Consider the following 18627-nt stretch of genomic DNA (forward strand, 5'->3'; position numbering starts at 1 on the left):
CTCGTTACGGTCAACCTTGAATGCGTCAGGCATAAATAGGGATAGCGCCGAGAGTTAACGCGGACGCGTTTATCCTCGGAATGGATTGTACACGTAGTTCAGATAACTCTCGGAACGCAGTTCAATTTTCCGCAAGACCTTGAGTATATCGGCCGCGTCGGAGGTATAAATCGCAGCGATCCCCTTAGCCCCAAAACGCAACGGGAAGTTGGGGTACTGATCGGTCAGCCTCATTGCCACAAAAAATGTTTCCCCCGGTACGACCTGTTGCTCCCTCGGGAGCACGCCAGAAGGCTGCAACTGGGCGTTTCCATTGCCGTAAATGATCCGCGTGACTTCGGCGGCAAACACGTAACCCGGGTACATTTCAAAGGCCACTTCGCCGATATCGCCAACGGTGATATGCTGCGCACCCTTTTGGCGAATTTTCATCAAAATCCAAGGATCGGCTTCGTTCACGAATGTCAGGACGGGCGTTTTAAGCCGCACAACATCGCCGGGTTGAAGTTGGAGATTCAGAATCTGACCATCCGAGGGCGCATAGACTGTGCGGTCCTTCAAAATTGCTGTGGAATGGGCCAACGCCGCCTCAGCCAATCTAACGGAGGCATGTTCGCCATCGATCATCGCATCAAGCGACAGTTTTGCTTCTTCGTAGGCTGCCTTTGCCACGTCCAGTTCGGAGCTATCACGCGCAATCAGTTCGTCTTCTTTTAGCTGCTTTTCAGCCTCGATAACCAATTCGGTTGAAACAGCCGCGGTCTGACGCGCACGCTCCGCTAGGTCCTTTCGTGCAGCACCTTCTTCTGCCAGTTTTGTTTGTCTGGCCGCTTCGTCGACATCGTATTTAGCTCGGGCCTGTGCCGCTGAGACAGCTGCTTTGGAAATTTCAACCTGAACAGAAGTCTGTTCAAGCAAGCTTTCCTGATGCGCAACATTTGCTCCGGCAGAGGTCAATTGCGCCTGCATGATTTTTATATTTTGCTTGGCCAAAACCAGACTGGCTTGATTTTCATCGACCGTAGCTTGGAACGTGTCCTTCTCGAGACTGAACAAAGGATCGCCGAGCTTCACTATGTCGTCCTGTTTAACGTGAACCTCTGTGACTGTGCCGCCAAATTGGGGCCCAATCTGGACGACGTATCTCTGGACAAACGCGGAATCCGAATAAGGGGTAAGTTGTCCAAGAAAAACAACCTCAACCAAAGCGGCCGAAGCATAAAGGCCAGAGCACAAAAGCCCCCAGACAAGATTGAACTTCAACCATTTAAAATCAAAGAAAACCAACCGGATCAAAAACAGATAGGCAATCGTAACAAGGATTTCCATTTTCTGGCGTCCTGACTGGGTTGTATGAAGAAGGGATCGTTGGCGGGGAGGCTATTTCTGTTCCGGCGGAGGGCTGTCGGAAGTCCCCTCAAGGCCCGAAACGGTCCAAGGACGGAAGTGTGCCCAGATGAGAGCAAACATCCACAGTGGAAAGACCAGCAAGCCTAAATAACTGGTGATCTTGATCGCATCCAACTGTGGGTGATTGCGCGCTTTTGCGCCTTTACTCGGGATTTCATGGACGACAACGATCCCCACGACAATCACAAGGGCTGAGAAGAAAATCAGGAAGAGAGAAACATAATCTAATGTTGTGTGTGGCATTAAAGAATCACACATTAGAACAAGTTGTCTTACAAATATAATTTGCACGGCGCCTCTAAGCTTCAAATTTTGCGGGCCTCTTTTTCTTGAATTCACATGCCATTCTTTTGGATTTGGCCACGTCTGACCTCATGGAAAAACTTTTCCCATAGCTGGCATCGATGCGAATATTTCCCCGTTCCTAAGCTCCATACCTTAGATTGGATTTAGCAATGATTTTACGCATGAAATCAGTATGCGTCCCGAGATAGCGCGATCCTTCGATTGAAAGATGCCCTTCATTGCGAAACATAGAAGTCGACCCGATCATTGTGTCACACACGCCATTCGGGCACAGGAAATTCTCAAGTTATAAGACCGAAATCTCGGGATCCAACGTCCGCAAAAAGTCTATTTTGGCGGTGCTCGCGGGATGGAAACGCTGGTGGGTCGCGGTGTGGATTGGGCAACCCCAATTGCCAACACGACACCGACGACGGCAAGAGATACGCCCGCGTAAGGATATCACGGCCCTTTTGTTACGTTTTCGGAAGGGTATTTCAACGAAGTGGTATGTGAACGTCGCTACCAAGATCGACAAGGCAATCAATCCGAAAACGTCGGGGGACTGGGGGTGTTGAAGCGTGCAGTCGCGCTGCAACTGATCAACCCCATAGCAACCAATGGTCGCCACGACAAAAGAGGTGCGATTGGGGTGTTGCCAACTGCAAACACTAAAATCACGGAAGCACCCGCAACTAAGGGCAGCGTAGAGGCGTTAAGCAGCGCGAGGGATGAAATGACGGCGCGCAGACCTAATGTCGCTAAAATCGTGGCAACCCGTAAGGAAGTTCCCGAAGGTAAATCGTCCGAGGCTCAAATTTTCCATGATTAATTGCGAGATCAAGGCCCCCTCCCCTCAAGAATGTCGTATCAGCATGATAAACAATGACCGCGAGAACTGTGATGGCACGCAGTCCGTCAATCTCCGGACGATATTTCGCCGCAAGCACTTTCGTTCTGCAACGCAACTGGCAGGTTTTAAGTTCTCATTTTCCGGCCCGAGTCTGTTTGTTTTATGCTCACAAGAACCGGGCTCACAAAATTTAGGTTGCCGCTTAGTCGGGAAGCTGTGCGTTCCAGTTTTTGCCAGCCGGGCAAGCGGCCAGTTATCGCGTCTCTGATCGCTTGAAAGGACGAAAAATAGATCAGTTGCCGATATCCAAAACGCAGGATAATTGTCAGCAACAGCAGTTTTAGGTCGAACTTTCGTTCAAACCAGAACGCTGTAAGAGTGTAGGCCATGTCGATAGCCACAAGGACAATATAGCTGATCAAGACCACGGTTGGAAATCCTGTGACGTTGAGCGCACCATGCAGGCTGTATTCAATCACCGTCTTGACCAAGATGCTGAGCAAAAGCAAATCGACGAAAGGCGACACCATACTCGTCAACAGACTAAACCAGATCGCGTCCATAATCGACACAAGCCCAATCGCACGGCGTTCTGGAATAGAGCGCCAATGTTTCCACGAGGTTTGCAGCATCCCCAACGTCCAGCGCCGCCGTTGCTTTAAGAAAGCTTTAGTCTGTTCGGGGGCCTCAGTATAGGCGCGCGCTTGCTCCTGAAAACGCACGGTATAACCGGCGCGATGTACCGCAACCGTCAGGTCGGCATCCTCGGTGATTGTATCGCCCGAATACCTATTTGCGGCCTCAACTGCCGCAACGCGCCAAGCCCCGATCGCACCGGGCACAACAAAAATACCGTTGATGGTTTCGAAACTGCGCCGCGTGACCGCTTGGCTAACGAGGTATTCCAGCGCTTGGCAGGATGTCAGATACCCCTTTCGATTACCGACCTCCACAAAGCCTGCCACCGCTCCGACACGCTCGTCTTTGAAGTGCTGAACCAACCAACCTAGAGCATCGGGGTCTAAAATAGTATCGGCATCCACCCCCACAAAGAAGGGCGTTTTGATATACTGCAGAGCGTGGTTCTCGGCCTGCCATTTGCCGCCGTTTTCTTGCCGGATGATCCTTACGCGTGGATGATTGTGAAACTCCGCGTTGACCGTATCATAGGTTCCGTCGGACGAGCCATCATCCACCACGATGATTTCAAAGTTGGGATAGTTGGAGCCCAGAATTGACCAAACGCTCCGCACAATAACATTCGCCTCGTTATAGGCTGGCACCACAACTGTAATCCCCGGAAGGTATTCAGGGTCACGCTGTGGCGAAGGCTTGCGAAAGAAAGCCAAAACAAGGTAAATCAACGATCTGGCAATCGCAAAAACAAGCAAGACAAGGAAGCTTGTCGTTAGGCCAAAATACCAGAAGTTGAGAAGGCGATAGGTGACCGTGTCGCGCGCCCTCATTGAATTCGGATCGAGCGGAGCTATTTCCGCCGCACCAAGGTTGGCGACTTCGGCCAAGGGCGCAAACGTGAACCCGTCCCGCCGCAAATCGGCAAACAGGTCCGGCAGAGTTGCAATAAGCTCCGCAGCATATTTGGTTGTCAGATCAAACGACATAACCGCCGGATGGCCTGTGAGACTTGCTTCACGAAGTTGGGCAACAAAGCCTGCGCGATCCGTCTCGGGATTTTGGAATACGGCTCCGTTGGATATTGGAATGAAATCTTGCGCAACCCACGCACGCGTTACTGCGAGTTCCTTTCGGGTTGATGGCATATCAAGGGGTTGGCCCGCGTTGCGAATAAGCGTCGTGCGGTGTCCGGTTAGATGGGCCAATACATGTTGCGCTTTATTATTGGCCAGTTGTTCTAGATCGGCTTCAAATGGGCCTGCCGTAGCAAGGCTTCTGACAATTGTACCAAGAGTGTGGCCAAGCGCCTCCACATGAGGGAGTTTGGCCCCAATATCAAGCAGCCCGCGATCTCTTAGGAAAAAGGTCGCGCTGATATTGTTGTCGTGCAAAACACCAAGCAATGTATTGAGGTCGCTTTCACCCCCAAAACCGTTGAACGTCACGAGCGCTTGCGTGTCATTGGGATGTACGTCATGGCGCAGTATTGCAGGGGTCGGCAGTGTTTCATAGGTTTGCGTGATCGCACGTCCGGACCCGTCGAATGTGACTTTCCGCCTTCCCACGGTGGCATTCACGACCTCCATAACCGCAACGCCGCGGCCGATATGGATCAAGCTGTCCTCAAGGGAAATGCGCCTCGACAAACTGTTGCGCGCCGCATCACTGTCGACTGGCGCCGACAAAACCGGCCAAATCGCTGGATCTTCATACCCTAACGGCCAAACTGCGACGGTCTGGTCGTTTTCCAACGCGCGCATCTGATTGTAGAGCGAAACAGCATCAGAAAGCCAAATCCGGTTTCGTTGCCGGTCTGTGTCTACGAATTGAAGATACGTGTTTCCGAGTTGAAGGTTTTCGCCAACGCTGCCCTTAAATCGGTTCGTCATCCACTGCGCCTCACTGTAGGAAACGGTTTGGCTGGTGGCACGGCCCGTCTGCCACTGTTCCCCGAACGCTCCAAGGGCAATGACCCGTTTTTCGACAGTAAGATGCGTAGACACCTCGGCCATTGCGGGCGCGAACCAGTCCGCGGGGGCAATGGGTGTGAACGCCGTTCTATTCGTCTGGAAGCCCTGAACGACCCCAAAATCCACAGCATCGATCAAGTCCTTGCGTTGCCAAAGCGCCGCATTCGCACCTGCGATGAGACAGGTTTTTGTGTCGCTCCCCTCCCGCATGGACGCAACTTCATCAAGCAAGGCGACAAGCCCATCGGAGGCGAGCGCGGGATACCCTGTCAGATCCAAACACAGCCCCGCAAAGGTGCGACCAGCGGTTTCCAACGCGAGTTCATCCACCAAGGTTGCGCGTTTTTTCTGGTCCATAAGGAACCGTTCAAAATCTTGCTCCAATTCGCTCGACTGCGGCTTGATGGAGAGCAGGACGTCTGGCAACTTCACATCTCGCTTCGACGCAAAATAATCCTGACCAACGGATGTTAGACCTTGGCTGTGCGCGTCAAAAACAAAGCTTTCCGCGATGACCGCATCTAAGTCGGAGCAGTGCTGCCAAAATCCAGATAAAGCGCGCGGATCGTTCGCTGGAAGATAGCCAAAGACCTTGCGCGCACCATTTGCCGAGTGCTGGCAATTTTCTGTGACTTCGGGCTTAAGGCGGCTTTCAAACCAAGCCTCTTGCCCCAAGCCCGAAAGATCGGGATCAAGTCGCTCAAGTTGTTCTGTGCTAGAAGCCACGACATGTGGTAATGTGGGCAGATTATAAATTCGATACAGATAGTCGCCGGCCCACAGTGGAAGCCCAATTAGAAGGCTCGCAACAACACCCCTCCAAAGGACAACGCGCGTGCCTGTCCTGTCTTCAAACAACATTTTCCGCACCCAATACCCCCCCCCGAGGACTTAATCCCGCGACCCAGACAATGCCTGAAAATGAGTTAGTCTAGAAAAGCAATGAACTGAGTGCGCCGCTGTTGGCGCTATCGCAATATATTCAGCTACAATATACTGCATAAATAACTGAATTTATGACATAAATCAATATGAATAGATTTCCTGGAAATTAATTTATGCTGAATCGACGCAATTTCATGGCCTCCGCTGGGGTGTCTATCGTGCCTTCATTTAGGGTTGGCACAGGTGTGCATGCGCAAGATGTAGCGCATTCTGTGACTATTTGCTTAGTTGGAGTATCGGAGACAACCTCCTCGCATTTGGTGGAGTTGCTCGCAAAACTTTTCATGTCGCGGGGGCTTCCAATCTGCTGCGCTCTAGACTTCTCCGAGGGGCGGGGTTTCGATTCGACTGTCGGGCGGCTGGTCGAAACGCTTGCCCAAACAGAGGCTGGACTTTTTGAAGTCGCAGCACAAATACCGCGACGCGCAAGTGATCGTCGCTACTTTCAAATGCGCACCGCGGCGAAGTTACGCGCCAACCTAACGACTGGCCCCAGCGATAGCCCGCTTCACGTGCTCGGGTCCAATGTCACGACGCTTTATGACCCCTTTCCAGACGACGATCTGGATCATGCCGCGTTTCGTGGCTCTGGGTTTCGGGTCTTTTTGCAACCCTTCAACTCTGAGAAGACACCGGACATCAAGGCGATGGGCCGAGAGCAAATCGTCGTTAGTGGCGGGACTTTTTTCAAATTTTCGGACACGGGCGCGCGCCCATTTGGGACGTCCGCCAGTGAGGAAACGGTCGTGGGTGGCCTTATATGTATTCCCGTCGATATCGCGTCTAAATTGCCTGAAAAAGACGTGGTGGAACAATTGACCGCACTCGCCATGAAGCTCGCCGACGCGAACAATTCCGGCAGTTTTTTTATCTCGCGGCCCACCGATCTTTTGCTCCAGACCGACGCCTACCCCGCCTCAAGCTTAAGCCTTGCTTTGATTGAGAATGAGACGCCGCTATCAAAGGATGCCCTTGATGCGTTTGAACAAGAGCTTACGGCGGCGAGCATCCCCTTCACGCGCTTTGGCAAGGACGCCTTCAGCCCCTGCCCTGCGACCGCCTCGCATGAAATTGAAACCAAGTGTATTCACTTTACGCAGGGCGACAGCGCGCTCCTATCGGCAGACACGCGGATCATTCTGTTGCCGCCAGAAACGCCGAATGCCTATTTTGGCCTGCGCCCCGACGGTCGGTACCAAATTGCCAGTCACGGCGCTCCCGACATGCCAGCGCAAACGCTTCTGCCGTTGAACCCCGTCGCAGATATGACGATTGTCATCACGCCCGAAAATGTTTCAACGTATATCAAGCGGGCGTCTCTCATCCATCGCTTGACCACGATGCGCCATGAGGGCCGTGCCAAACTTCGCTCGGTCAGCGGTATGGTTGACTATCTTTTTGCGTCTGAACCGATCTTAAGCAACCTCCAATCAACGCGGCGCTTGCTGGCAACCTTGCCCCCAACCGTCGCCCCCCCAGTCGCGGAGGAACGTAAAAAGTTGCTGCAAGATGCGGCGCTGGCTTGGCAGTATATTGAACGGTATTCCCATTCAACCACGGGGCTTTGTGCGGGCACAGCCAAGGGCGGATCTGGTGGCCGCGTGAACCGCGACGCCACGATGTGGGACATTGCCAGTCAGTTGCGTGGTATTATGTCCGCATGCTCCCTTGGTATCATCGACCGTAAAAACGCAACCGAACGCGTTGAAACAGTACTGGCGAACTTACCGCCTGTGACAATCGATGGCGCGCGATTGCCGCCTGCAAGACTGTCAACAGAGACGGGGCGCGGTATTTCTGAGGATTTCGACGCATGTGATGCGGGACGGTTCTTGGTCGCGCTTTTTGCTGTAAAACAGGACGGTTTGGCGGCGCCAGAAACCGTGCAGCGTATTTTGGATGGCTGGGACCTGAACCGTATTGTGCGCGACGGTCATCCCTATGATTACATCAACGGGAAATTGGTCGATAAATACCTGTCCCATTGCACCCAGTATTCGCGGCTCGGGTATGCTATGGCAGGTCAGGAAATTGACTCGCCCTATGCCGACGACAGGCAGGGTTCCAAAACTGAGCAGCAGATAAACTTCCTTTATACCGCCGCATCTATTGGGCATTTTGGTACGGAACCTGCCCTTTTGCAGGAAATCGAGCTAGGAAAAGACGAGCCAACGGCCTATTTGGCGCGCGTGTTGTTTGACGCGCAACTCAGGTGGTATGAAAAAACGGGCACGTTGAAATGTGCCTCTGAGACGCTTTTGGATTTTTCGCCGTGGTTTTCCTATCAAGGTGTCCGCTTTGATAGGGATTTGGATGAAAGCTGGGTTGTTGCCTTCACCTCCAGTTCAAGCAAGTTTCAAACACCCGCATTTCGTCGCAAGGCGGAGGTTATCAGCTCCAAATCAGCGTATCTTTGGGCCGCGACGGTTCCCCACCCCTATTCCCAGAAGTTAGTGGCCTTCATTCGCGACAAAGCCAGAATTGAGGGACAAGGGTTCTCGGCTGGTATCTTCGCCCAAGACCACAAACCGATGTATCTCTACAGCGATGTCAACACAAACGGCATCATCCTGACCGCTATCGCCCATATGCTCCGCGACGAGGTCCAAAACAAGGGGGCGATTAGCGCGAGGCGACCCGAACGTCGTAGCCGCTAAATTTGTTGATATATTTTTTGAGCGGCGTGCCATACGGATCGCGCAAATCGGCCTTACCATTCGATTGAATGTATTCTTTCAAAGCACCCGCGCCCAACAAATGCGACGCCGCCAACATGCTACTCGCCGTCAGTTTTGAGCCGCCAACATTGCGACCTTTATAATGCGCGATCTTGTGAAGCTCGATATAGTCCCACATCAGCGTCATCCACGCCTTTGCCGCGCGATCCTGTTCTTTTTTGTTGGAGAGGAAATCTTTGGCTGATCGGACCCCGCCTTTGCCCGTGAAACCACCACTATAGTTGTTATCATAGGCGTTGCCGTCGTATCGGACATACCCAAGATCAGTGAGGGCCGCTTCGCCGAATTGATAGGCTCCCAAAAAGTTAAGCGAGTTTACAGATTGATAGTCTCCACCGGATTCCATCATTTTCAATGCGACCAAAAAGGCCGCAAATGTATTGGACATGCTACTGCTCCTAAGCCTGTATGTTCCGCCTTGAGGCGAATTTGTGTTCTTGCGGGCACTCATAGCCCGTCACAGACTTACGTCCAGCCATTTTCCAAACACACTCGCATCTGGCAAAGGTTCGCCGAAATGTATGACTATTTGGTGACTTTTGGGGGGTTTTAGTGCGGCAGCCATAAAATTTCGAAAGCCAACATCACACACTTGATCGCGGGGAGAAGACGCCTGGGGGAGCAGAATCAACCCCTTTTTGGACGCTGTAAAACGAAATGAAACGGGTATTCTCCAGCCAAGCGGCGCTTCCAAACACGCAGCCATTTGGCCATATTTTGCGTCATACTCGAGGCGCAACCACAACCGATTGCGTGCCCGCGCCTCATTCGCGCAAAAATATAACGCCGAGCGGTCCTGTCATGCGTCTCGCTTTTACGCACATTTTGACCCCGCAAAGAAGGCGGGCACCACGCATCATCGCAGTACCCGCCCCGTTAGTTCCACGCGTTAGACGAAATCAAAATCGCTTGCATTCACATCCGCACGGTCCAGACCGCTCAGGAAAATATCTACACTGCCAAATTCAATCAGCAGCCCCTCAACTGTGTCGGTGAATGTGAAGTCCGCCATGGTTTCTGCACCGTTTTGGATACGGATCAAATCAAGGGCGTCATAATCGGAAATTGTGTCAACACCGGAGTTCGCGTCGAAAATAAAGACATCCGCGCCTTGACCGCCTTGGAGATAGTCATTGCCTGTGCCTCCAAGCAAACGGTCGTTATTGTTACCACCATAGAGGCGGTCATTGCCGCCGCGCCCGACCAAAAGATCGTCGCCATTGCCGCCCAAAAGGGAGTTCGCCGCGTTGTTCCCCGCGAGAAAGTCGTCAAAGGAAGACCCCAGCAGGTTCTCGATGGATACGTAAGTATCCCCTGCCGCTTCACCCGTATTGGTGCTACTATACCCAAGATCAGCGCGCACCATGGTTGTGGCCGTCGTATACTCGGCGCGATCAATACCATAACCGCCGTGGAGCACGTCAGCCCCTGCGCCGCCATTCAGACGGTCGTGGTTGTTACCCCCATACAGACCGTCATTGCCGCCACGTCCGATCAGAAAATCGTTGCCATTGCCACCGAAAACATTATTCGCAGCGTTATTGCCCGCCAAAATGTCGCCGTAAGTGGATCCCAGCAGGTTCTCGATCAAAATGTAGGTGTCCCCTGCCGCTTCACCTGTGTTATTGCTGCTATACCCAAGATCGGCACGCACCATCGTAGTGGCCGTCGTATACTCCGCTCGATCAATACCATAACCGCCGTGGAGCACGTCCGCTCCTGCGCCACCATTCAGCCTGTCGTGGTTGTTTCCACCATACAGACCGTCATTGCCGCCACGTCCGATTAGGAGATCATTGCCATTGCCGCCGAAAACATTATTCGCAGCGTTATTGCCCGCGAGAATGTCTCCGTATCCAGACCCGAGTAGGTTCTCGATGGATACGTAAGTATCCCCCGCCGCTTCACCTGTGTTATTGCTACTATAGCCAAGATCCGCGCGCACCATCGTGGATGCCGTCGTATACTCCGCGCGATCAATACCATAACCGCCGTGGAGCACGTCCGCTCCTGCGCCACCATTCATCCTGTCGTGGTTGTTACCTCCGTACAGATTGTCATTGCCGCCACGTCCGATCAGAAAATCGTTGCCATTGCCGCCGAAAACACTATTCGCAGCGTTATTGCCCGCCAAAATGTCGCCGTAAGAGGATCCCAGCAGGTTCTCGATGGAGAAATAGGTGTCGCCCTCAGCTTCGCCAGTGTTGTTACCGCTATACGCGAGATCCGCGCGTACCGATGCCGTTGCATCCGAGTACTCGGCACGGTCAATGCCATTCCCGCCACTGAGCACATCAGCCCCCGTGCCACCATTCAGACGGTCGTGGTCGTTGCCTCCATACAAACGGTCATCGCCGCCAAGTCCCTCGATAAGATCATTGCCACCGCCACCAGCGAACGTGTTGGCATTGTTGTCGCCCGTTATGATGTCATTTTCGGTAACAACAGCGTCGAGACTGCTGAGTTGGATTGTTGCTCCTGGAGCAAAGGCACCGGTTGGGATCACAATCTCGGTATTCGGATTGTCCAAAAGATCCTGCACCTCTTGGAGAGATGTAAACGCGGGGAACGCGTCCCCTGAGAGAACAAAAATATTCTGGGGGTCGACGACCCCAAGGCCTGGTACATTCACATTCCGAAAGTCGGCAATATAGACGATGGTAGAGCGTGCAACGCCGCCATCCAGCCACTTGACCTCAAAAATACCCTCGTAGAAGTCACTATCTTCTAAGACTGTATCACCGTTGATACGCACTGTGTAATCGTCGATGTGGGTATCAACATTGGTTTCCGTTACATCATCTTCACCAGGTTCAAGCGGCAGAGTTACATATCTAAAATCAGTTGTAGATTCCGGAACCACAATTTCAAGAGTGATGCCCGAAAAGGCAGCGCCCGTATCTTCCTCCACAGAGTTGTCGTAGTAAACGGCGAAGCCTTCAAATGCGTATGTAGTCAAGTTAATCCCTCCCCAGGGTCCGTGAGTTTTCCAAATCCTTACAATCGTATGAAGAAACTACGGTTTTAGCGATTTTTTGGCAACTTTTTTATGGAGACCGTCGAAGAGGAGCTGGCTCTGCCTTCTATTGGAAGACACCATTCAAATACGCGGGCGCGCAAACTTCCCGCGACATGGGTAGCTGTCATACTTGCGAAATTTCGCCAAGTCGAGGATCCCATGGGGTGCTTTGAAGCGGCAAGCTGGTCAACGATAGTATCACCATCGGCCACATCGAGCGCCGATCCCGTCGCGCCCGTTTTGTCTCAAAATGCTGTAATCCTACGCAGGGCGAATGCCTCAAAGCCAAAAGGGATCGCCAAACCGAGGAGCATCGCGCCTGATCCCCATTCCCGTTAAACGGATGCGGCTGCCTCAAGACGGACACCTTGGAACTTTGCCAGACAATTCTCGATTTCCGCACGGGTCTCAAAGAGGCAGGCCGTTGTCGAGAGCGCGTCGGCTAGGGCCGCCGAATTTGCAGAAACTGAAATCTCCTGCCAGTTTAGCGGGGTCGGCAAACCCGTGCGCGGGTCAAGGATATGGCCCACTTGCGCGTCCGTATCAAACGTCGTTCCCAATGGGGCAGATGTGGCAAGAGCTCGTGCAACAAGGGGCACTTCGCCTCCCGCCGCCAGTTTGACGGGCCAAGCACCGCCATTTGGATGCTGGCCAAGCGCGCGGAACTCGCCCGTATTAATCAGGATATTGGTCAACCCCTCGGCGCTTAGCATATCCGCCACACGATCCGCGATATAGCCCTGTGCGATCCCGTTCAGTGTCAGCATCATACCGGGCCGCATTGCAATTTCGTCAGCGTCGAGATTTACGTTCGTCCACCCCGTCAGCGCACGCGCCAATTCCAGCGTTTGCGCATCAGGCAGCGCTCCCTGTGCCGAAGCTTCAGCGTAGCTTTTCCAAAGCGGCTGGATCGTTGGATCAAATCGACCATCGCTCGCCACATGCACAGCGCCCGCAAGCGACAGGCATTCAAGTAATTCAAACGGCGGCGCTTGCAGGGTGCCTGTGCGGTTCAATTGTGACAGCGCGCTGTCGGCACGAAAAAGGCTAAAGATATCTTCCAGCCGTGAAATTTCCGCCACCACCCGTGCGCTGATCGCGGGCGCGTCGGGGTGGGCCAGACGCAGGGTTGCACGCGCACCAAGGGCGACACCCTCCCACGTGTAAACAGGTTGGGCAGCTCCAAAGCCAGGGAAAGCAAATGCGGCGGCACTGATGGCCAGAAAACGACGGCGATTGGTCATAGGTTTATTCTCCGAGTTTGCGCGACAAGGCGCGCTGGCGGGTCTCAAAATCTGCATCATCTGTGTTGCCATCCAAGACAACGGGCGCCAGAACGGCACTATCTGGAATTTCTGCGAGGTTCATAACTTGCCCGCCATTGGTTTTCGCAAATTTATTTGCATCTTCCGGCTTCAAGAACGGCACGATTTCTGGCGCACCCATGCCTCCCACCACACGCGACCCGACAACATAAACGGCCTCCTCGGCGGTGATCCAGTTTGTTGCTCCGGGCGCATCCCAAGTGGCGCTTGCAGCGCCCATGTCATTGACCCAGACGGCGAGAATTTCATGGCTTTGCTCAGGCATCCGCAGATAGGCGACCACGTCACGCACCTGACTGAAAAACAGCGGCGCACGCGGTAGGCCCGCCAAATGGGCCTGCGCTTTGGGGCCATCATGTTCCAACAGGTTCATTTGGCAATAATGTCCGACGGCTTCCTCAGAAAGCGGCACAGCGGTCGTGTCTTGCACGACCTCCTCTTTGCAAGCCGTCAAAGTGAGGAGCGACAGGGCGATCAGAAGGGTCCTCATGGCTCGACCTTTCGAAAAGCCAGCGCAGCAAGTCCAAGCGCCAATAGCGGCCAGACCACGACGGAGAACATCGACTGCCACTGTGGAATAACAGCAGCAGCACCGCCAACACCGGACGCAGCAGCGGTGGCCTGTGAAGCAGTCAGGTTGAACAAGCGGAACGCATCGGCGGGGTTGGCGAGCAGCGCGAAGGGAAAGACGGAGGTGGTGAACGTGCCGCCATCGTCGGCGACTACTGCGGCCAGCAGGCCCAGATCATACAGAACAACCAGCCCCAACCAAAGCCCGATCGCCAGCCCAGCCGCCCCCGAAGCGCGACGCGCCAAAGACGAGAGCGCATAGCCAATTCCGAGAAACGTTGCGCCGAGCAAGGTAGACGTCCACGTCAACCGCCACAATGCGCCCAACCCCGAAACGGCCGTTGGATCAGCAGCAATCGTGATCACCGCCGCCGCACCATAACCTGCGAGTATTGCGACGATCAGGATGGCCGTATGTGCCACCATTTTCCCCGCGAGAACCTCCCAACGGGCAACCGGATAGGTCAAAAGCAGGGGCAATGTGCCACGCTCGACCTCGCCCGCGACCGCATCAAACGACATCAAAAGCGCCACCAGAGGCACCAGATAGACCGACAAAGACGTGAGCGAGGCCACAACAACCGACAAGCGATCCGCGCCAAGCGCGCCAGTCGGAGCCGAACCCGCTGCCGATAAAACCAGCGAGAAGACCACCATCAGCAACACCGCGATCAGAACCCAGAGATTGCGCCGTGCGATGTGAATTTCGGTGGTGGCGGTTGCGAGGATGCGGGCAATCATTGGCCATCCCTCCGGCTGAAAAAACTGTAAATATCTTCAAGGCTTGGGGGGATAATATCGACATCCGCAACCTTGTTTTCCAAAGCAGAGATACGCACGAGCATGGTTAGTTTTTCTTCTTGCGTACAAGTCAGGTGAAGCGCCCCATTCACCCGAATGGCATCGGGCAAGGCCGCCATGATATCCGTATCATACCCGTTGATCGCGGAAATGCGCATCGCGACGGGCAACGCTGCCTTGCGCCGCAACTCGGGCATGGTTCCTTCGGCGACCATTTTGCCACCCGACAAGATCAACAAGCGATCGGTGCGGGCTTCGACCTCGGTTAAGGCGTGGCTCGACAACAAGATCGACGCGCCATCCGCGGCCAAGCCATCCAACAGTTCGTAAAAATCGCGGCGAGAAACAGGATCAAGACCGCTAGTCGGTTCATCCAAAACCAATAGCGTCGGATGACCGATCAGGGCTTGGGCAAGGCCCACGCGTTGCCGCATCCCTTTTGAATAGGTGCCAATCCGTCGTTTCGCGGCATGAGCCAAGCCCACCCGATCCAGCAAGTTCATCGCCCCCGCTGTGTTCACTTTGCGCAGACGCATATAATAGGTGATCTGCTCCAACCCCGACAAAGCGGAATGGAAGGCCGCATTCTCAGGTAAATAAGCGACACGCGAACGCGCCTCAGGATCACCAGGCGCCACGCCACAGACCGAAATGTCGCCGCTATCGGGCGCAATCAGGCCCAATATCATCTTCATCAAGGTCGATTTACCCGCGCCGTTATGACCAAGCAGCGCCACGCGCTCGCCCGGGGCGACGCTTAGGGAAACATTGGACAGGGCTTTGACCCCGCCGAACGTCTTAGTGAGTTGCGAGATCGTTAACGTCGAAGTCATCAAAGTCACTTTCATTCCTGCGGGAAGCCGCGTCGGCCTCCATCGCGGTATATTGTGGGAGAACGGTAATGGTTGGCGCGACCATCAAAGGCGCACTATCGACCACGCCTCCGGGGAGTGTAGCGGGGAAGCTGGATTGCGCCCAGCGGATAAGTTGCACAGCGGGTGCCCCCGTCAGCAAGGCAACGGCGGGTTGGGACCACAAAAGATGGTCCATCAAATCATTGGGACGAAACGCACTGTCGGCGATGCCGTCGCCATTCAAATCGAAACTGGAATGATCCGACCAGTAATTACCCCGCCCCTCAAAGCTCCACTCAATATCGCGCGTTCCGACATATTTGACCTGTGTCCGATTGCCGAGAAAAGCGTTCCCTGTAAGGATGTTACGCTCGGAACCTGCGGTAAAATGGATGCCAATATTGCAGCCTTCAAAGCGGTTATTATAGATCAGATTTTTGTGCGCATTATAGATAAAGGTGCAACGGTTTGCCCCACCGCGCACCAGATTTCCCGACACATCGGCGTTGTTGGCATAGTTCAGCATCATGCCGTGACTGATGTCCGACAGGCTCAGGTTATCTTGCAAAATGACATTGTTGGAAAACATGATGGCAAAGCCAAGATGGTTGCCAATCGACACGTTGCCCGACACCTCGGAGTCGTTGGTATACATGTAGTGCACGGCAAAACGCAGGTCGCGGAACAGGTTGTTGCGGTAGGTGCCCTTGCGCGAGGCATTGGAAAAAATCCCGTCACGACCCCAGCGAACCGAGTTGCCCTCAACAACAGTCCCCGGAGAATTCCACACGTAGATGCCGTTGCCGCGATCATTCATCCGCGGGGTTTGCGTGCCCTCAATCGTGTTTTCGCGCACCACGGCGTCGTGGCCGCCATGCACGTCAACTCCATGCAGATTGCCAAGCAAACGGTTGCCCTCAATCAAGGCACGGTCAGCTTTTTTGAGAATTTTGATACCAGCATCAAGGTTCTTGCTGTCGAGACCCGAACCGGTGATGGTCAGGCCCTTAATGACCACATCGGAGGCATCAATTGTGATGACGGTGCCCTGCCCCATGCCGTCGATGATGGCCTCAGGCGGGCCCGTCAATGTAAGGGGAAGATCGATAATAACAGGGCCTGCGTGAAGGCCCGCCTCAAGAGTGAGCACATCGCCGGAGGTTGCTCCGGCGATGGCATTGGCAAGGAGCCCCGACCCAGACGGCACACTGATTTCCGCTGCCGATAAGGGCAACGCAATCAGAAATGACAACACAAGGGTCAGGGCACGTAACATGGTTTTACGCCTTTGGCTCAACAAACATCCGGCCGCGCATCTCCATGTGGAGTGCGTGACAGAACCATTGGCAATAGTACCAATAGACGCCCGGTTGTGCCGCAACAAAGGTCACGGACGCGGTTGCCTGCGGCCCGATTTCCATGGCAACACCGTGGTTCCCCAATGTGAAACCGTGGGTCAGGTCATCGATGTCATCCAAGTTTGTGACATAAACGGTCACCTCATCGTCCTGCTGAACGGTAAAGGATTCCAGTGAGAAAGCTGGCGCTTGGCTCGACATATAGACCCGAACTTTATTGCCATCACGGATCACTGTGTCTTGGTAGTCGTCAAGATCAACACCATCCGCCTCAGCTTGAATGCGCGCATCCTCCCACATTGGATCGTTGCGATCCCAGACGGATTTCGGGTTGATTTTGCTCGGATCAACCATAATCGCGTCATGCGGCTCGGCAAAGGTTGGGCCATCGTGGATCAATGTCAGCTTGTCGCCATCGATCGAGAACAACTGCTCGTTCTCGGGCTTTAACGGACCAACATTGAGGAACCGGTCTTTGGAGAACTTGTTCATCGTCAGGTAGTATTTACCGGACGCTTCTAGAGTTTCGCCCATAACGGTTGAGTTGTGGCCCGGCTGATAGTGTACATCCTCTTTCGTGATGATCGGGTCAACGTCCGCCCCATTGTAAAGCTCAATAGCCTTTGCAATGTCCCAAACAACAACTTGGCTGTCCAAGAATAGCGTGGTGTAGGCGCGGCCAGTACCGTCGAACGCGGTGTGAAGTGGCCCAAGACCCAGCTCCGGTTCTGCAACAACAGCGCTGCGCATATCTGTTTCGCCTTCGAAAAGGGCGTCCAGTTTCCGCACGTCGATGACGGTCACTGTAGGCGATAGTTTGCCCGCGATGCAGAGGTGGATTTTGTCGGGTGCCATGTTACAACCGTGCGGGTTGTTTGGAACAGGAATGTAACGCGTGTAGTTATTTTCTAGTCCCTTACGGCCATCCAGAACTTTTACACCGTTCAGTTCAATAAAGTCGCCCGCTTCGATACCTTTTTCGATCTCGGCAATGTTGAATACCACGACGTGGTCCATATCGAACTCGGTCATCTCGGCAAGGTTCATACCCATTTCCGAGTTGTAACAAGTCGAGAAGGCGTATTTGCCTTCGTAGTCGCAATCGGTGTTGTCCAAGTTGCCTGTAACCATCACCTGCCATGCCACGGTCATTTCGTCGGCATTGACGGCAGTGTAGAAGTTTACGTATTTTTCGGGCTCGTCCAAAACGGAACCGTCGTTAACCATTGGTGTTTCATCTTCGCCATTACAGAAGACATAGTTGGTGCGTGGCCATTTTTGCGGACGCAGGCCGTGGATCGCCTTCGCGTTCGGAATCTCGATGATCTTGTCACATTTCATCACGTCGCAGCGCACGCGGGCAACGCGAGTGTTGGCCTTGTCGTTCATGAACAGGAAACGGCCGTCATATTTGCCCTCGGTGAAGGACATGTGCGGGTGGTGCAAGTCACCGTTTGGCGGGAACTCGTGACCGTTTGCAGCGAGATATTCCTTGGTCTTGGGCAGAAGGCCCTCAGTCAGAATTTTCTTGGATTCATTGGTGATGCCCCAGCCAGTGGCCGAGCAGGTGTTGAACACGGGAACCCGCATCAATTCGCGCATGGAGGGAATGCCCAAAATGCGCATCTCGCCACATTGGCCCGAGGACCAGAAGCCGTAGAATTCATCAAGCTGACCTGGGCCAACTTCTGCACCTGCCGCCGCGCGTGCGCTGGTGGCAGTGGCCATTGTCGCAGCACCAATGGCTCCACCGGCCATCATGGCGCGGCTGCCAAATGCGCCCGCGAGGGCCGCGGTTCCAGCGGTAGCGCCTAGCATGCTCCGCCGAGTCATTGGAAGGTTCATTTTATCAGACATTTCTCG

General features: G+C 53.9%; 13 protein-coding genes. 2 read left to right on the forward strand and 11 right to left on the reverse strand.

Annotated features, from left to right (window positions below; genetic code table 11):
• Nucleotides 1–69: 69 nt before the first annotated feature.
• Both AB9F29_RS10190 and AB9F29_RS10195 read right to left on the reverse strand, forming a co-directional pair.
• A complete protein-coding gene (locus AB9F29_RS10190) occupies nt 70–1329 on the reverse strand; it encodes an HlyD family secretion protein (protein WP_369755583.1) in 1260 nt (419 codons plus the stop codon).
• A gap of 51 nt (nt 1330–1380) precedes the next feature.
• Nucleotides 1381–1653, reverse strand: a complete 273-nt coding sequence (locus tag AB9F29_RS10195) for a DUF3302 domain-containing protein (RefSeq protein ID WP_369755584.1) — start codon at nt 1651–1653, stop codon at nt 1381–1383.
• Nucleotides 1654–2269: 616 nt separating this feature from the next.
• Here AB9F29_RS10195 and AB9F29_RS10200 point away from each other — a divergent pair.
• Complete coding sequence (locus tag AB9F29_RS10200) at nt 2270–2527, forward strand: hypothetical protein (RefSeq protein WP_369755585.1); 258 nt, start codon at nt 2270–2272, stop codon at nt 2525–2527.
• A gap of 146 nt (nt 2528–2673) precedes the next feature.
• On the opposite strand, the gene AB9F29_RS10205 is transcribed toward AB9F29_RS10200, so the two are convergent.
• Nucleotides 2674–6015: a glycosyltransferase gene (locus AB9F29_RS10205; RefSeq protein WP_369755586.1), complete on the reverse strand. Its 3342-nt coding sequence runs from the start codon at nt 6013–6015 to the stop codon at nt 2674–2676.
• A gap of 197 nt (nt 6016–6212) precedes the next feature.
• On the opposite strand from AB9F29_RS10205, the gene AB9F29_RS10210 reads away from it, so the two are divergent.
• Nucleotides 6213–8756, forward strand: coding sequence for a DUF3131 domain-containing protein (locus AB9F29_RS10210; RefSeq protein ID WP_369755587.1), 2544 nt, complete (start codon nt 6213–6215; stop codon nt 8754–8756).
• Here AB9F29_RS10210 and AB9F29_RS10215 read toward each other — a convergent pair.
• The 8 genes from AB9F29_RS10215 to nosZ all read right to left on the reverse strand — a co-directional run bounded on the left by AB9F29_RS10215 (nt 8722) and on the right by nosZ (nt 18621).
• Entirely contained in the window at nt 8722–9225 is a 504-nt protein-coding gene (locus AB9F29_RS10215; protein ID WP_369755588.1) for a hypothetical protein, read from the reverse strand. The genes AB9F29_RS10210 and AB9F29_RS10215 overlap by 35 nt on opposite strands.
• Nucleotides 9226–9726: 501 nt before the next feature.
• On the reverse strand, nt 9727–11796 hold the full coding sequence (locus AB9F29_RS10220; RefSeq protein WP_369755589.1) for a calcium-binding protein: 2070 nt from the start codon (nt 11794–11796) through the stop codon (nt 9727–9729).
• Between the two features lie 395 nt (nt 11797–12191).
• On the reverse strand, nt 12192–13100 hold the full coding sequence (locus tag AB9F29_RS10225) for an FAD:protein FMN transferase (protein ID WP_369755590.1): 909 nt from the start codon (nt 13098–13100) through the stop codon (nt 12192–12194).
• A gap of 4 nt (nt 13101–13104) precedes the next feature.
• Nucleotides 13105–13671: a nitrous oxide reductase accessory protein NosL gene (locus tag AB9F29_RS10230; RefSeq protein ID WP_369755592.1), complete on the reverse strand. Its 567-nt coding sequence runs from the start codon at nt 13669–13671 to the stop codon at nt 13105–13107.
• Complete coding sequence (locus tag AB9F29_RS10235) at nt 13668–14492, reverse strand: ABC transporter permease (RefSeq protein ID WP_369755593.1); 825 nt, start codon at nt 14490–14492, stop codon at nt 13668–13670. The genes AB9F29_RS10230 and AB9F29_RS10235 overlap by 4 nt, the downstream gene beginning before the upstream one ends.
• Complete coding sequence (locus AB9F29_RS10240) at nt 14489–15385, reverse strand: ABC transporter ATP-binding protein (RefSeq protein ID WP_369755594.1); 897 nt, start codon at nt 15383–15385, stop codon at nt 14489–14491. The genes AB9F29_RS10235 and AB9F29_RS10240 overlap by 4 nt, the downstream gene beginning before the upstream one ends.
• Nucleotides 15351–16682: a nitrous oxide reductase family maturation protein NosD gene (locus AB9F29_RS10245; RefSeq protein WP_369755595.1), complete on the reverse strand. Its 1332-nt coding sequence runs from the start codon at nt 16680–16682 to the stop codon at nt 15351–15353. Before AB9F29_RS10245 ends, AB9F29_RS10240 begins: the two co-directional genes overlap by 35 nt.
• A 4-nt stretch (nt 16683–16686) precedes the next feature.
• Nucleotides 16687–18621 (reverse strand): TAT-dependent nitrous-oxide reductase, encoded by a 1935-nt coding sequence (gene nosZ, locus AB9F29_RS10250; RefSeq protein ID WP_369755596.1) that lies wholly within the window; start codon nt 18619–18621, stop codon nt 16687–16689.
• Nucleotides 18622–18627 lie beyond the last annotated feature (6 nt).

It is taken from the genome of Falsihalocynthiibacter sp. S25ZX9 (genome assembly GCF_041205405.1).
GTDB lineage: Bacteria > Pseudomonadota > Alphaproteobacteria > Rhodobacterales > Rhodobacteraceae > Falsihalocynthiibacter > Falsihalocynthiibacter arcticus.

What these genes read in the sequence shown, in the direction of transcription:
- AB9F29_RS10190 (WP_369755583.1), bottom strand. Translation starts at nt 1,329, where the DNA reads ATGGAAATCCTTGTTACGATTGCCTATCTGTTTTTGATCCGGTTGGTT.
- AB9F29_RS10195 (WP_369755584.1), bottom strand. Translation starts at nt 1,653, where the DNA reads ATGCCACACACAACATTAGATTATGTTTCTCTCTTCCTGATTTTCTTC.
- AB9F29_RS10205 (WP_369755586.1), bottom strand. Translation starts at nt 6,015, where the DNA reads ATGTTGTTTGAAGACAGGACAGGCACGCGCGTTGTCCTTTGGAGGGGT.
- AB9F29_RS10210 (WP_369755587.1), top strand. Translation starts at nt 6,213, where the DNA reads ATGCTGAATCGACGCAATTTCATGGCCTCCGCTGGGGTGTCTATCGTG.
- AB9F29_RS10215 (WP_369755588.1), bottom strand. Translation starts at nt 9,225, where the DNA reads ATGTCCAATACATTTGCGGCCTTTTTGGTCGCATTGAAAATGATGGAA.
- AB9F29_RS10225 (WP_369755590.1), bottom strand. Translation starts at nt 13,100, where the DNA reads ATGACCAATCGCCGTCGTTTTCTGGCCATCAGTGCCGCCGCATTTGCT.
- AB9F29_RS10230 (WP_369755592.1), bottom strand. Translation starts at nt 13,671, where the DNA reads ATGAGGACCCTTCTGATCGCCCTGTCGCTCCTCACTTTGACGGCTTGC.
- AB9F29_RS10235 (WP_369755593.1), bottom strand. Translation starts at nt 14,492, where the DNA reads ATGATTGCCCGCATCCTCGCAACCGCCACCACCGAAATTCACATCGCA.
- AB9F29_RS10240 (WP_369755594.1), bottom strand. Translation starts at nt 15,385, where the DNA reads ATGACTTCGACGTTAACGATCTCGCAACTCACTAAGACGTTCGGCGGG.
- AB9F29_RS10245 (WP_369755595.1), bottom strand. Translation starts at nt 16,682, where the DNA reads ATGTTACGTGCCCTGACCCTTGTGTTGTCATTTCTGATTGCGTTGCCC.
- nosZ (WP_369755596.1), bottom strand. Translation starts at nt 18,621, where the DNA reads ATGTCTGATAAAATGAACCTTCCAATGACTCGGCGGAGCATGCTAGGC.